General features: G+C 64.2%; 9 protein-coding genes. 3 read left to right on the forward strand and 6 right to left on the reverse strand.

Going from position 1 to position 13,956, the window contains the following annotated elements; translation table 11 throughout:
- Positions 1 to 112 precede the first annotated feature (112 nt).
- The gene (locus PVZ78_RS30940) at positions 113 to 1,414 is read left to right on the forward strand and encodes an IS4 family transposase (protein WP_273828291.1); all 1,302 of its coding nucleotides are present in this window, start codon (positions 113 to 115) and stop codon (positions 1,412 to 1,414) included.
- A 245-nt stretch (positions 1,415 to 1,659) separates the two neighbouring features.
- Here the strand turns inward: PVZ78_RS30940 and PVZ78_RS30945 are convergent, their stop codons facing one another.
- The 6 genes from PVZ78_RS30945 to pilG form a co-directional block, all read right to left on the reverse strand.
- Complete coding sequence (locus tag PVZ78_RS30945) at positions 1,660 to 2,115, reverse strand: chemotaxis protein CheW (protein ID WP_009046013.1); 456 nt, start codon at positions 2,113 to 2,115, stop codon at positions 1,660 to 1,662.
- Positions 2,108 to 8,062, reverse strand: coding sequence for an Hpt domain-containing protein (locus tag PVZ78_RS30950; protein ID WP_273829775.1), 5,955 nt, complete (start codon positions 8,060 to 8,062; stop codon positions 2,108 to 2,110). Before PVZ78_RS30950 ends, PVZ78_RS30945 begins: the two co-directional genes overlap by 8 nt.
- A 30-nt stretch (positions 8,063 to 8,092) precedes the next feature.
- Positions 8,093 to 10,156, reverse strand: coding sequence for a methyl-accepting chemotaxis protein (locus PVZ78_RS30955; RefSeq protein ID WP_009051306.1), 2,064 nt, complete (start codon positions 10,154 to 10,156; stop codon positions 8,093 to 8,095).
- Between the two features lie 97 nt (positions 10,157 to 10,253).
- The gene (locus PVZ78_RS30960; RefSeq protein ID WP_273829776.1) at positions 10,254 to 10,793 is read right to left on the reverse strand and encodes a chemotaxis protein CheW; all 540 of its coding nucleotides are present in this window, start codon (positions 10,791 to 10,793) and stop codon (positions 10,254 to 10,256) included.
- A gap of 11 nt (positions 10,794 to 10,804) precedes the next feature.
- The gene (pilH, locus tag PVZ78_RS30965) at positions 10,805 to 11,170 is read right to left on the reverse strand and encodes a twitching motility response regulator PilH (protein WP_007953328.1); all 366 of its coding nucleotides are present in this window, start codon (positions 11,168 to 11,170) and stop codon (positions 10,805 to 10,807) included.
- A 43-nt stretch (positions 11,171 to 11,213) separates the two neighbouring features.
- On the reverse strand, positions 11,214 to 11,621 hold the full coding sequence (gene pilG / locus PVZ78_RS30970; RefSeq protein ID WP_009051308.1) for a twitching motility response regulator PilG: 408 nt from the start codon (positions 11,619 to 11,621) through the stop codon (positions 11,214 to 11,216).
- Between the two features lie 236 nt (positions 11,622 to 11,857).
- Between pilG and gshB the strand changes: the two genes are divergently transcribed.
- Together gshB and PVZ78_RS30980 are read left to right on the forward strand one after the other, a co-directional pair.
- On the forward strand, positions 11,858 to 12,832 hold the full coding sequence (gshB, locus tag PVZ78_RS30975) for a glutathione synthase (protein ID WP_009051309.1): 975 nt from the start codon (positions 11,858 to 11,860) through the stop codon (positions 12,830 to 12,832).
- 150 nt (positions 12,833 to 12,982) lie between these two features.
- The gene (locus PVZ78_RS30980; RefSeq protein WP_007929970.1) at positions 12,983 to 13,882 is read left to right on the forward strand and encodes an energy transducer TonB; all 900 of its coding nucleotides are present in this window, start codon (positions 12,983 to 12,985) and stop codon (positions 13,880 to 13,882) included.
- The last annotated feature ends 74 nt before the right edge of the window (positions 13,883 to 13,956 follow it).

The following is a 13,956-nucleotide window of genomic DNA, read 5'->3' on the forward strand; positions in this document are numbered from 1 at the left end:
GGCCATCCCTTTCAAGGTCTTGGGTAAAATCCGCTGAAATTCAGTCAGGAAGACCCGAACGATGTGGGCCGATGTACTAGCGCGATTCGAGAAAAAAGCACCTGCCAGCGTGATGGCCAAACTTGCCTTGGAGCAAGCCATTGCGCCGGAGTGGGTCGATCAGGTTTTCGAAGAACACCGGCAACGGCAGTACTCCCGCGAATTGCTGTTCTCAACCATCGTTAAGCTCATGTCCCTTGTTTCATTGGGCTTGAAGCCGTCATTACATGCCGCGGCCAAGCAGCTGGAGGATCTTCCGGTTAGCCTGGCGGCCCTTTACGACAAGGTCAGCCGTACCGAACCGGCTCTGTTGCGCGCCTTGGTCACAGGTTGCGCGCAGCGCCTGACTCCGACGATCAAGGAGTTGGGGGGCTCAGCCATGCTGCCCGATTGGCAGGTTCGGGTGGTAGACGGCAGCCACCTGGCGTCCACCGAAAAGCGCCTTGGAGTACTACGGCACGAGCGCGGAGCGGCTCGTCCCGGATTCTCGGTCGTGGTCTACGATCCCGACCTGGATCAGGTCATTGACCTGCAACCCTGCGAAGACGCCTACGCAAGCGAGCGAGTCTGCGTGTTGCCGCTACTGGCCGATGCCAAGACGAACCAGGTTTGGATCGCTGATCGGCTCTACTGCACGCTTCCTGTAATGGAGGCCTGTGAACAAGTGAAAACGTCATTTGTCATTCGCCAGCAGGCCAAGCACCCGCGCCTGATTCAAGAGGGCGAGTGGCAAGCATCTTTGCCTGTTGCAACAGGTACGGTGCGTGAACAAAGCATTGAGGTAAGAGGGGGGCATCAGTGGCGACGCATCGAGTTGACGCTCCATTCACCAAACGACTCAGGTGACCGCAGTTTGATGTTCTGGAGCAACCTGCCCGAGAGCATCAGCGCACCGCAGATCGCGGACTTCTATCGCCGTCGTTGGAGTATTGAAGGGATGTTCCAGCGACTGGAAGCCATTCTGGAAAGTGAAATTGAATCTCTCGGCAGTCCACGAGCTGCCTTGCTTGGATTCACCACTGCCGTGCTGGCGTACAACGTACTGGCCTTGCTCAAGCGCAGCGTCGAACACGCTCATCGAGAGACTCAGCCTGAGGGCTGGGAGGCTTCGATCTATCACTTGGCGATCCAGGTCAGAGCTGGATATGAGGGCATGCAGATCGCTCTGCCCGTCGAATATCTACCGATCGTCTCAATGGAAAAACTGGCCCAGCGCTTGTTGGAATTAGCCAAGAACATTCAACCCAAGCAAGTCGCCAAAAGCCAACGAGGCCCCAAGGTACCCAAGCCCAGGACATGGGTTCAAGGGACGGCGGTACATGCCCACGTTTCAACAGACAGGGTCATCAAGGCTGCCAAAACGAAAAGACCTTGAAAGGGATGGCCGTAAGGGCGGAACCCTAAGTGGCCGTTACCGCAGGAATGGATATGTACACCATCCAAAAAATGCAGCGCCAGAACAGACGCCATCGCGGGCAAGCCTCGCTCCTACAGATCCGTGGCGCACCAAAAACAGTCGCTGCGTCATCGAACGATGAGTGCCGACATGATTGATCCCATCAGTCCCAAATAGGGACCGATAGGTCCCTTTCCGGGAACGATCAAGCCGCTCGACAGGGCCTAAGACAACCCCGCCTTCACCAGCATCTCCTCCAACCCCAACAGATCCGGAATCTTCGCCACCTGCTCCCCCACCTGCACCGCGGCCTTTTCCAGCCGGCACAGCGGCACGTCGACGTAGCTCAGCTGGCTGTCGAGCCGGCAGGAACGCGGGATACCCTGGATCACCAGGGCGATGAACTTCAGGCGCTCACGGCCGCCCAGGGTGTTGAGCACCACGATGCGGGCGCGTTCGCCGATGGCGAGGGGCTGCCCGCAGGCAGCCTCGAAGCTGATCAGCGGCAGTTGGCGGTCGCGCCAGGCCACGGAGCGCAGGTACCAGGGCGGCGCGTCGCTGGCGGGTTCGCCGCGCTGGTAGTCGATCAGTTCGGCCACCGCGACGTTGGGCAGGATCAGGGTGCGGTCGGCCAGGGGCAGCAGCAGTCCGGTGAGGAAGCTGGCGCGGTAGTCATGCATGGGGTCTGCTCCACTGGGCGATGCTCTCCAGCAGCACCGACTCCTGGTAAGGCTTGCCGAGGTAGTCGTTGACGCCGATGGCCATGGCCCGGTCGCGGTGTTTCTGGCCGGTGCGCGAGGTGATCATGATGATCGGCAGCTGTTGCAGGCGCGGGTCGGCGCGCACCTGCATCGCCACCTCGAAGCCGTCCATGCGCGGCATCTCGATGTCCAGCAGCATCAGGTCCGGGGTGTGCTCCTGCAGCAGCGCCATGGCGTCGACCCCATCCTTGGCGGTCAGCACGTTCATGCCGTGGCGTTCCAGCAGACGGCTGGTGACCTTGCGCACCGTCACCGAGTCATCGACCACCAGCACCAGCCTCGGCCGCAGCGGTTCGACCTCGGCGCTCACTTCATCGCCGACCGCTATGCGCGGCAGCGGCAAGCGCGTCTGCAGGGCGCGGATATGCGCCAGCAGATCGAGGATCAGCACCACCCGGCCATCGCCGAGGATGGTTGCGCCGGACAGCCCCTGCACCGCCGCGAACTGCGGCCCCAGGCTCTTGACCACGATCTCCCGGGTGCCGGCCATGGCATCCACCTGCACAGCGATCCGGTGTTCGTTGTAGTGCACCAGCAGCACCGGCAGCGGCAGGCTCTGCCCCAGCAGTTTCGGCCGGGCCACGGTGTGCAGCAGCTCGCCGAGGTAGCACAGCTCATAACGCTGGCCGGCGTATTCATAATGCGGCAGGTCAAGCTGGTAGTAGCTTTCCAGTTCGTTGGGCAGCACCCGGACGATACCCTCGATGGTGTTCAGCGGGATCGCGTACTGCTCCTCCAGGCACTGCACCATCAGCGCCCGGTTGACCGACAGGGTGAACGGCAGGCGAATGCGGAAATGCACGCCCTGCCCCGGGATCGAGTCGATGGTCATCGAGCCGCCGAGCTGGCGCACCTCTTCATGGACCACGTCCATGCCCACCCCGCGCCCGGAAATCTGGGTGATTTTTTCCGCCGTGGAAAACCCCGGCTGCATGATGAACTGCAGCACATCGCGGTCGCTGATCTCGACATGGGGGGCGAGCAGGCCACGCTTGATCGCCTTGCGCCGCACCGCCTCCAGCGGCACCCCGGCGCCGTCGTCGCGCATGTCGAAGACGATATCGCCGCCTTCGTGGGACAGGTCCAGGGTGATCCGCCCCTGCTCCGGCTTGCCCGCGGCGCGCCGCACTTCGGCGGACTCCAGGCCATGGTCGACGGCGTTGCGCAGCATGTGTTCCAGGGGCGCGACCATGCGTTCCAGCACGTTACGGTCCATCTCACCCTCGGCGTTGCCGACGCTGAATGACACGTCCTTGCCCAGCTCCTCGGCCACCTGGCGGACGATGCGCTTGAGCCGCGGCACCAGGCGCTCGAACGGCACCATGCGCGTGCGCATCAGGCCTTCCTGCAGCTCGGTATTGACCCGCCCCTGCTGCTGCAACAGGTTTTCCGCGTCCTGGTTGCGCCGGTCGAGGGTTTCCTTGAGGTCGAGCAGGTCGGACGCCGACTCGAACAAGGCCCGCGACAGTTGCTGCAACTGCGAATGGCGGTCCATCTCCAGCGGGTCGAATTCCTCGTACCCCAGGCGCTCGGCCTCGACCTGCTGGCGACTGAGGATCCGCCCCTGGGTTTCGGTGTCCAGGCGGCGCAACTGGTCGCGGATGCGCTCGATGGTGGTTTCCATTTCGCTCAGGGCGACCCGCGCATCGTTGACCTGCTGTTCGATGCGCCCACGGAAGATCGAGGTTTCCCCTGCCAGGTTGACCAGGTCGTCCAGCAACTCGGCCGAGACCTTGACCATGTCCCCGGCCACTGCGGCCTCAGCCGGTACCGCCGGCGGTTCGGGTTTGCTTGGCGGGCTAAGGTCGGGCAGCAACAGAGGCGGGGCTTCGGCCTGGGCCGGATGGGTGAAACCGCGAATCGCCTCGATCAGGCTGTCGGCCGGCTTGATCGGTTGTTCGGCGCGGGCGGCGTCGAGCATCTGCGCCAGCCGGTCCTGGCTTTTCTGCAACAGGCCGAACAACGCCGGTGTCGGTTGCAGCAAGCCTGCGGACAGGCCTTCGTAGAGAAATTCCAGTTCATGGGCCAGGTCGCCGATCGGCGCGATCTCCACCATGCGCGCGCCGCCCTTGAGGGTGTGCAGGTCGCGCAGCAGGGTTTCCACTTCCTGGCGGCTGGCCGGCTCGGCCTGCCAGCGCGTCAGCGCCGCGCCCGAACTGTCGAGAATGTCGAAGCCTTCTTCGAGGAAGATCTCCAGCAGCTCCGGATCGTGGGCCGCAGAATCGTCGGCCACCGCCGCCTCGGGCATTTCAGTGGTGACCCCGCTGCGCTGGCGAAAACCGCGGATTGCCTCGATCAACGCCTTCGGATCGCTCAGCGCTTGCTGCGCCTGCAACTGCTGCAACAGCAGCGCCAGTTGCTCATGGCTGCGTTGCAGCAGGTCGACCAGGGCCTCGCCATGCTGGTAACGGCGATCCACCAGGCCTTCGTAGAGGTTTTCCAGTTCCTGGGCCAGGTCGCCCACCGGGCCGACTTCGGCCATCCGCGCGCCGCCCTTGAGGGTGTGCAGGTCGCGTTGCAAGGAGGACAGCGGCGCGCCGTTGTCCGGGTCGGCCAGCCAGCGCTGCAAGGCCTGGCCGGCGCTTTCGAGAATATCCACCGCCTCTTCGAGGAAGATCGCCACGATTTCATCGTCCGGTCCCTCCACCTCGATCGGCGCTTCCTGCTCCATCTTGGCGGTGGCGCTGGCCAGGTCGGTGATGCTCAGGGTGCGACTGCCGTCGCTGCGGATCAGGCCCATGGCGGAGGGGTCGAGGCTTTCCTCGAGCAATTCGCGCAAGGCCCGGACCATGGCCGGTTGCGGGCTGATTTCCTGGCCGGCGGCCAGTTCGTCGAGCATGTTGATCAGGGCTTCGTGGGCGTTTTCCGCCTCATGGAAAAACCGCTCGCCGACCGCCAGGCTGCTTTCTTCCACGGCGCCGTACAGGTCCAGCAGCGCCTCGCACAGCTCGTCCATCGGCTGCAGGTCCGCCAGGTGCGCGCCTTCGCCGAGGGTGGTCAGTTCGTCCAGCAGCGCACTGAGTTCCTGGCGCTCGCCGGGGTGCTGCTGCCAGCGGCGCAGCAGGTTTTCGGCATCCAGCAGGATGTCCATGCCCTGGGCCAGGAAGCTGCTGATCAATTGCGCATCGCGCTTGACCCGCAGCCCGGTATTGGGCGCGTTGAGCAGGTTTTCCAGGCGCTCGGCGGTCAGCGCCTTGACCCGTTCGATCAGGTCGTCGGCGCCTTCGATGGGTGCCAGCGGGTCGCTGCCCAGCTGTTGCAGGCCACGGCGAAACAGGCCTTCGGCTTCCAGCAGCAGCTCGACTTCGTCCAGGTCCAGGGCCATCAGGTGCGCGCGGTATTCCCGGGCCAGCAGGTCCAGCGGCGCCGCCAGCTCGGCGATCGGCAGCACGCCGGCCATGTAGGCGCTGCCCTTGAGGGTGTGCAAGGCGCGCTGCAATTCGTCGCTGGCCTGCAAGGGCAAGTGCTCGGCAGCTTGCTCGAGAAAGCGCTTGATGCTCTCCAGATGGGTTTCGGCCTCGTTGCGGAAGATCTCCAGCAACTGCGGATCGAGCCCGTCCTCCGGCTCGTCTACCGACGCCGTTTCGCCCTTGGCCAGGGCGTGCGCCCGGGCAGCCAGGCGGTCGACATCGTCGCGCTGGCGCTGGGCCTGGGCGGCGAACTCGGCGACCAGCTCCGGCAGCAGCTGCAACACCTCTTCGAGCAATTGCCGCACCTGCGGCCCTGGCTCCACGCTGTGTTCCAGGACACGGTTGAGCAGGTTTTCCACGGCCCAGGCCAGTTCGCCCAGCACCAGCGCGCGGACCATCCGCCCGCTGCCCTTGAGGGTATGGAAGGCCCGGCGGATTTCGCCCAGCGCCGCCTTGCCGTGAGGGTCGGCGGCCCAGCGCGGCAGGTACTCGCGCAGCACGTCGAGTACTTCGTCGGCCTCTTCGAGGAAGACTTCACGCAGCTCGTCGTCCACCGGCGCTTCATCGCCCGGCGGCGGCAACAGACTGCCCGGCGTATCCAGCGCCGGCGGGTTGAGCGCCGAGACCGGGCTGGCCAGCACATCGGCCAGGGACTGCACCACTTCCGGGTTGTCCAGCTCCTGCAGGTCCTGCATCACCAGGGCTTCGTTGGGGCTGAGCACATCGCTGAGCAGCGGTACCTGTTCGCTTGCTACCCACTCGTCCGGTGCCTGCTTTTGTGGCACATAGCCCAGCGCCGCCAGACCCTGCTCGGCCACGTCGAGAATCTTTTCCCCCGGCGCCTGGTGATCGTCGCTCAGGCGCTCCAGGTAATACTCGATGCTGGTGATCACGTCGGCCAGATTGTCCAGCTGCTGCCAGCCGGGCTGGCGCGGGTCCAGCAGCAGGTGTTCGCGCACAAAGCCGATGCAGGCCTGCAAAAGACCCGCCGCCCGGCTCAGGGGAATCATCGCCAGGGCGCCACGCACTTGGGTCAGCAGCTCTGGCAGCGCCTGCAAGTGTTCGCGGTCCCAGCCGGCGTCGATGTAGTCGACGATCAGGTCCTTGGCCTGCTGCAGGCAGATCCGCGCCTCCTTGATCACCAACTGGTGGATCTGGGTCAGGTCGGTGGTCGGCAGGCGGCTCTCTTCGCGGCTCTCGGGTTCGGCCGGGCCGACCATGCCGGCCAGGGTCGCCTCCACATAAAGCAGCGCCCCGGCCACATCCATCAGCACCGCGTCATTCGGTTCGCGCTGGCCCTGGGCCAGGCTCAGCACCACCGCCAGCTGGTCGATGATGACCTTGCGCGGCTGGCCGAAACCCAGCACCGCCAGGGTGTCGGCGATCTGCCGCAGAGGCGCCAGCAGGCTGTCCAGGTCCGACGCGTGCTGGCGGTCGCTGCGCACGAACAGGTCCAGGCGCTCCTTGACCCGCACCAGTTCCTCGCACAGGGCCGACAGCACCGAGCGCATGGCGTCGCGGTCGGGGCCGGCCATGCGGGCCCGTTCCTGGTCGACCAGCGCATTGTCGGGCAAAGCGTCATCGAGTCCGTAAGCGTCTTTCATGGTCTGCATCTGCGCGGTGGGATAGCGGGCCTTGGCGATGTAAAACAACAGGCTTTTGAGCAATTCTTCGGGGGCTGGCTGGTTGATTCCGGCGATGCCCTGTTCATAGAGGCGCTTGAGCTCGCGGTCGGCATCCTTGAGCAGGCTGCGCACCGCCGGGCTGTTGGCGATCGCCCCGCTGCCCATGCCTTCCACCAGGGCCAGGGCGATCTGCCACAAGGGCCCCAGCGGGGCGTTCTGGCACAACACCTGGAGGCGCTCGAAGACCTTGGCCATGTAGCCCAGGCTGTTTTTCACATCCTGTTCGCGCAGCAGGTCGACCAGCGCGGTTTGCAGCATGTGCCGCAACTTGCGCAGCAGGATGGTCAGGTCGGGGGGCGCCAGGCGGTTCAGCGTCGCCTCGTCCAGCGCCGGCAGGTCCGGCAGTTGCGGGCTGAACAGGCTGGTTTCGCTCAGCAGGCCTTCGCCCCGGGCGCTGCGCAGGTCGTTGAGCAGCGGCAAGACCACCAGCGGCAGGTCGCGGCGCGCGCTTTGCACCCGGTCGAGGTACTGCGGCAACTGGCTGATGGCTTGGCGCAGCAGGTAGATCGCCTCGTCGCGCTGGGCCACGCGGTATTCGCGCAGGGCCAGGGTCAGGGCTTCCATTTCTTCGGCGAGCAGCGCCGCGCCATAGAACTCGACCATCTGCAGGCTGCCGTGGACCTGGTGGATGCAGTCCAGGCACTGGTCGAGGGCTTCCACCGCCTGCGGCTCGTCGACCAGGTGATCGAGCGCCTGGTGGGCCTGCTTCAGCGTTTCGGCAATTTCGCCCTTGACCCATTCCAGGGCCACATAGTCGTGCCGATCACCCATTACCATTCCCATCAAAGTCGTGCTCCGGCCTCAGCGGTTTTCCCGCGGCGTCTGCTCGCGACTGGCCGGCAAGGTGAAACCGGACACCGAGCGCCGCAGCTGGCTGGCCATTTTCGCCAGGTTGCCGATGCTTTCGGCCGTCGCGGTCGAGCCGGACGAAGTCTGTGAAGTAATCTGCTGGATCACGTTCATGGTCAAGGATATCTGTCCGGCCGACGAAGTCTGCTGCTGGGCGGCGTTGGAGATGCTCTGGATCAGCGCCGCCAGGGTCTTGGAGACGCCTTCGATTTCTTCCAGGGCCACCCCGGCATCCTGCGCCAGCCGGGCGCCACGCACCACTTCCGAGGTGGTCTGCTCCATGGAGATCACCGCCTCGTTGGTGTCGGTCTGGATCGCCCGCACCAGGGTCTCGATCTGTCGGGTCGCCGCCGAAGAACGTTCCGCCAGGCGCTGCACCTCATCGGCCACCACCGCGAACCCGCGCCCGGCATCCCCGGCCATGGAAGCCTGGATCGCCGCGTTGAGCGCGAGGATATTGGTCTGGTCGGCAATGTCATCGATCAGGCTGACAATGTCGCCAATTTCCTGGGAAGACTCGCCCAGGCGCTTGATCCGCTTGGCGGTGTCCTGGATCTGCTCGCGAATGTTGTCCATGCCGTGGATGGTGTTGTGCACCACCTCGTTGCCCTTGTTGGCGATCTCCACCGAACGCTCGGCCACCGCCGAGGACTCGGCGGCGTTGGCCGACACCTGGTCGATGGACTGGGCCATTTCGTTGATCGCGGTGGAGGCTTCGGAAATCTGCTGGGCCTGATGCTCCGAGGCTTCGGCCAGTTGCATGGCGGTGGCCTGGGTTTCCTGCACCGCGCCGGCGACCTGGCCGGCGGTGAGGTTGATGGTCGCCACCAGGTCGCGCAGCTGGTCGACGGAATAGTTGATCGAATCGGCGATGGTGCCGGTGAAGTCCTCGGTGACCGAGGCGGTCACGGTGAGGTCGCCGTCGGCCAGGTCCTCGATCTCGTCCAGCAGGCGCATGATCGCGTTCTGGTTGCGCTCGTTCTTCTCCGCGGTCTCGTGCAACTGGCGATTGGTTTCCCGCACCATCACCAGGCCGATCAGGATGATCGAGGCCAGCGCCGCCAGGCCCAGGACATAACCGCCGATGGTGTCCAGCGAACGGCCACCGGCCAGGTTCTCGAAGCCGATGGCCAGGTGCGAGGCTTCATCGAGCAGGGTTTGCGACAGGCTGAAGATATTGCTCGCCGATTCGCGGACCTGGAACAGCTCAGGGGAGGTTTCGAGAATTTCGTCCACCGAGCCGGAGACGAACTGGAACAGCTCGCTGATCTCAGTCAGGCGCGCCCGCGCATCGCGGTCCTCGACCTGGCTGATCTTCAGGGTCGGGTTGCCCTGGAGCATGCCGCTCAGCACCTGGCCGAAGCGCGCCGCGTCACGGCCAAAGGCGTCGGCGGCCTGCACCGCGTTTTCGTCGCCGGCCAGCACGGTATTCACCGCGCCGAGAATCCGCTCGGCGAGCAGCGACTGGCGCTGCGCCATGGCCACCTGGGCGGCCGGAGCGCCGCGCTGCAGGAGGATTTCCACGACCTTTTCATACTCGACCTGCAACTGCGGCACGGTTTCCGCCAGGGTCGCGGCCACTTGATGCAAAGACAGCACGGTCTGTTCGCTGGCCAGGATCGCGTCGGCGTTGTGCAGCAGCTTGTCCCAGTCCTGCTGCACCGCGTGCATTTCCTTACGCACCGCCACCGGCGCGGCGGGCAGCCCGGTGGCCGGGTCGCCTTTTTTCAGGTAACCCCAGCGCTGGGCGAAATCGTTGCGCGCATCGCCCAGCAGCTTGAAGGCCGCGGCCTTGCCCGCCGCAGCTTCCGTGGCGTTCTTGGCGATGCGCTGGGACAGCACCCGCAGCTCGCCGGCGTGGCCGATGTACTGCTTGTCGTAAGTGGCCTGGGTGTTGAGGTAAGCGAAGTTGGCGAACAGCAGCATGATGAACACGATCAGGGCGATGAACAGCACGATGATCTGCGAGCGGCTGCGCGATCCTTCCATTGGCTTGCCTGGGTTGGCTTTTAGCATCTGCACACCTGAATTCCGGTTGTTCTGTTGCCCGCGCAATGGACGGCGCGGTTCTGCAGGTTCATCGCGCACTATTCATCGCGAGCAGGTCTCGCGCCTACAGCGCCACATCCAGGAACCCCGGCGACTGCGCCAGGGCGAAGGGGCTGAATACCCACCAGACCTGCTCGCAGGGGAAATACCCGCGCAGGTACGGCGTGATGGCGCCCTGTTCGCTACCGCCGGCAGCCATCTTCAGGCTGCTCTGCTCGAAATGCTGCATCCCGGCCACTTCGTCCACCATCAAGCCGGCGAACACTTCCTTGTGCTCGACCACCAGCACCCGCCGCTGCTTGCGCAGCGCCGACAGCTCATGACCGAAGAAGCCGCACAGGTCCATGATCGGCAGTAGCCGTCCGCGCAGGTTGGCCACGCCCTTGACCCAGGGCTTGACCCCGGGCAGCAACGTATAACGCGGCTCGTGCAGGACTTCGCTGACTTCGCCCATCGGCGCCACATACCAGTGCTCGCCGATGCGAAAGCCGATCCCGCTCCAGCCGTGCTGGCGGGTTTCCTGGGAGGGCAGGTCGGCCGCCAGCAGGCGGCAGCGCTGGTCGATCTCGAGCAGCAGTTCGAAGGCGGTTTGCGACTCGGCCATGGCGCGGGCGGTCAGCCGGCCAGGACGTTGTTCAGGGTCTTGATCAGGGTGTCTTCGTCGACCGGCTTGGTCAGGTAATCCTTGGCGCCCTGGCGAGTGCCCCAGACCTTGTCGGTTTCCTGATCCTTGGTGGTGATGATGATCACCGGGATATGGCTGGTTTCCGCGTCCTTGGTCAACTGACGGGTGGCCTGGAAGCCATTGAGGCCGGGCATGACGATGTCCATCAAGACCGCGTCGGGCTTTTCCTGGCGCGCCAGGGCCACGCCGTCGGCGCCGTTTTCGGCCTTCAGGACTTCATGACCGTGCTTTTCCAGCATGCCGGTCAGTTTGTACATTTCAGTCGGCGAGTCATCGACGATCAGAATACGAGCCATGGTCTTCCCCATACGAATAGGCGTGCGGCCCGCTGGCCGGACCTCAATGTGCTTGTTCTACTGCGGCGAACCCCGGCACATGGGCCTTGATCGCGCTCAGCAGCTCTTCCTTGCTGAAAGGCTTGGTCAAAAACTGGTCAGAGCCGACGATGCGACCCTTGGCCTTGTCGAACAGGCCGTCCTTGGAGGACAGCATAATCACCGGCGTGGACTTGAACGCGCTGTTGTTCTTGATCAGTGCGCAGGTCTGATAGCCATCGAGCCGCGGCATCATGATGTCGACGAAGATAATGTCCGGGTGGTTGTCGGCGATCTTGGCCAGGGACTCGAAACCGTCGACCGCGGTGATGACTTCACAGCCCACATTCTTCAACAGCGTTTCTGCCGTGCGGCGAATCGTCTTCGAATCATCGATCACCATCACCTTGAGGGCGCTGGATTGCTGTTCCATATCTGCTCTACCATCGCCACAGCGAATCGATTTTCTGCCCGTACTGGTGGCCAATGCCTCAAGCCCTTGATGTTCAAGGCCTGAGCACGGCATGCGAGCCTTTTTAGCATACTCTCCCCATGCAATCTATCGGCCGGCCGGCGCGGTGGTTTTTCCTTGACCGGGAACCGCCCGAGCGCCACTCTGACGCCACTTTTTCAAGCCATTGCGCCCACTAATTTTCGAGGAAACCGCCCATGAGCGTTCGCGTCGGGATTGTCATGGACCCTATCGCCAGCATCTCCTACAAGAAGGACAGCTCGCTGGCCATGCTGCTGGCCGCCCAGGAGCGCGGCTGGACCCTGTTCTATATGGAACAGCGCGACCTGTACCAGGCGACCGGTGGCGTGGCCCGGGCGCGGATGCGTCCGCTGAAGGTGTTCGCCGACCCGCACAAGTGGTTCGAGCTGGAGGCCGAGACCGACAGCGCCCTGAGCGAGCTGGACGTGATCCTGATGCGCAAGGACCCGCCGTTCGACATGGAGTTCGTCTACTCCACCTACCTGCTGGAGCAGGCCGAGCGCGACGGCGTGCTGGTGGTCAACAAGCCGCAGAGCCTGCGCGACTGCAACGAAAAGCTGTTCGCCACCCTGTTCCCGCAGTGCACGCCGCCGACCATCGTCAGCCGTCGCCCGGACGTGTTGCGCGAATTCGCCGACCATCACGGTGACGTGATCCTCAAGCCGCTGGACGGCATGGGCGGCTCGTCGATCTTCCGTCACACCGCCGGCCACCCGAACCTCTCGGTGATCCTCGAAACCCTGACCCAGCATGGCAAGCAGCAGATCATGATCCAGGAGTATCTGCCGGCCATCGTCGATGGCGACAAACGCATCCTGATGATCGACGGCGAACCTGTGGATTACTGCCTGGCGCGGATTCCCGCCCACGGCGAAACCCGTGGCAACCTCGCCGCCGGTGGCCGTGGCGAAGCCCGGCCGCTGACCGAGAAAGATCGCTGGATCGCCGCACAGGTCGGACCGACCCTGCGCGAGAAAGGCCTGCTGTTCGTGGGGCTCGACGTGATCGGTGAGCACCTGACCGAAATCAACGTCACCAGCCCGACCTGCATCCGCGAGATCGACAACGCCTTCGGCACCAATATCGGCGCAATGCTGATGGATGCCATCGAGAAGAAGCTGCAAGCTGCGAGCCGCAAGCCACAAGCTTGACGGCTGTCGCATGCAGCTTGTCGCTTGAAGCTCGAGGCTTACGGCTTGAAACCAACATTGCGTTATCATGCGCCGCCTGTGAAACCCGCAATGTTGGTCTTGTGAAGTTTTTTGTGATGTTGAACCGCTGATGACTGTTGTGAACCGCTGATGGCTCTCCCTTCCGATCTGCCCCCCGAGCTGGCCCACAGCGGCGTGCGCCCGGCCGATCGCCTGGGATTTACCCTGTTCCTGGCCGCCCTGCTGCATATCGCGCTGATTCTCGGCCTGGGTTTCTCCTTCGCCGAACCCAAGCAGATCAGCAAGACCCTGGAAATCACCCTGGCCACCTTCAAGAGCGAGACCAAGCCGAAGAAGGCCGATTTCCTTGCCCAGGAAAACCAGCAAGGCAGCGGCACCCTGGACAAGAAGGCGATCCCGAAGACCACCGAAGTGGCGCCGTTCCAGGAAAACAAAGTCAACAAGGTCACCCCGCCGCCTCCAGCCAAGACCGAAGTCAAGGAAGCCGCACCCAAGGCCGCGGTCGCCACCACCGCGCCGAAGCCGAAAAAGACCGTCACCAAGCGTGAAGAGGTCAAGACCGAGGCCAAACCCAAGGTTCCCGTGCCGACGTTCGACAGCGAGCAGCTGTCCAGCGACATCGCCAGCCTGGAGGCCGAACTGGCCCAGGAGCAGCAGTTGTATGCCAAGCGCCCGCGCATCCACCGCCTGAGCGCGGCCTCGACCATGCGCGACAAGGGCGCCTGGTACAAGGACGAGTGGCGCAAGAAGGTCGAGCGCATCGGCAACCTCAACTACCCGGAAGAAGCCCGGCGCAAGCAGATCTACGGCAACCTGCGGCTGATGGTCTCGATCAACCGCGACGGCTCGCTGTACGAGGTGCTGGTGCTGGAGTCCTCCGGCCAGCCGCTGCTGGACCAGGCGGCCCAGCGCATCGTGCGCCTGGCGGCGCCCTTCGCGCCCTTTACCGGCGACCTGTCGGATATCGACCGGCTGGAGATCATCCGCACCTGGAAGTTCGCCCGCGGCGACAGGCTGTCCAGCAACTGATTCCAGGGCGAAGCCATCCGCCCAGCCTTATCGCGAGCAAGCTCGCTCCTACAGGGACGGGGCAATACCTGTAG

This window comes from Pseudomonas sp. SBT1-2, assembly GCF_028640875.1.
Taxonomy (GTDB): domain Bacteria; phylum Pseudomonadota; class Gammaproteobacteria; order Pseudomonadales; family Pseudomonadaceae; genus Aquipseudomonas; species Aquipseudomonas chlororaphis_I.

Bases quoted from the DNA above. Each gene is read 5' to 3' on its own strand.
- PVZ78_RS30940 (WP_273828291.1), top strand. From the start codon at position 113: ATGGCCAAACTTGCCTTGGAGCAAGCCATTGCGCCGGAGTGGGTCGAT.
- PVZ78_RS30945 (WP_009046013.1), bottom strand. From the start codon at position 2,115: ATGCATGACTACCGCGCCAGCTTCCTCACCGGACTGCTGCTGCCCCTG.
- PVZ78_RS30950 (WP_273829775.1), bottom strand. From the start codon at position 8,062: ATGGGTGATCGGCACGACTATGTGGCCCTGGAATGGGTCAAGGGCGAA.
- PVZ78_RS30955 (WP_009051306.1), bottom strand. From the start codon at position 10,156: ATGCTAAAAGCCAACCCAGGCAAGCCAATGGAAGGATCGCGCAGCCGC.
- PVZ78_RS30960 (WP_273829776.1), bottom strand. From the start codon at position 10,793: ATGGCCGAGTCGCAAACCGCCTTCGAACTGCTGCTCGAGATCGACCAG.
- pilH (WP_007953328.1), bottom strand. From the start codon at position 11,170: ATGGCTCGTATTCTGATCGTCGATGACTCGCCGACTGAAATGTACAAA.
- pilG (WP_009051308.1), bottom strand. From the start codon at position 11,621: ATGGAACAGCAATCCAGCGCCCTCAAGGTGATGGTGATCGATGATTCG.
- gshB (WP_009051309.1), top strand. From the start codon at position 11,858: ATGAGCGTTCGCGTCGGGATTGTCATGGACCCTATCGCCAGCATCTCC.
- PVZ78_RS30980 (WP_007929970.1), top strand. From the start codon at position 12,983: ATGGCTCTCCCTTCCGATCTGCCCCCCGAGCTGGCCCACAGCGGCGTG.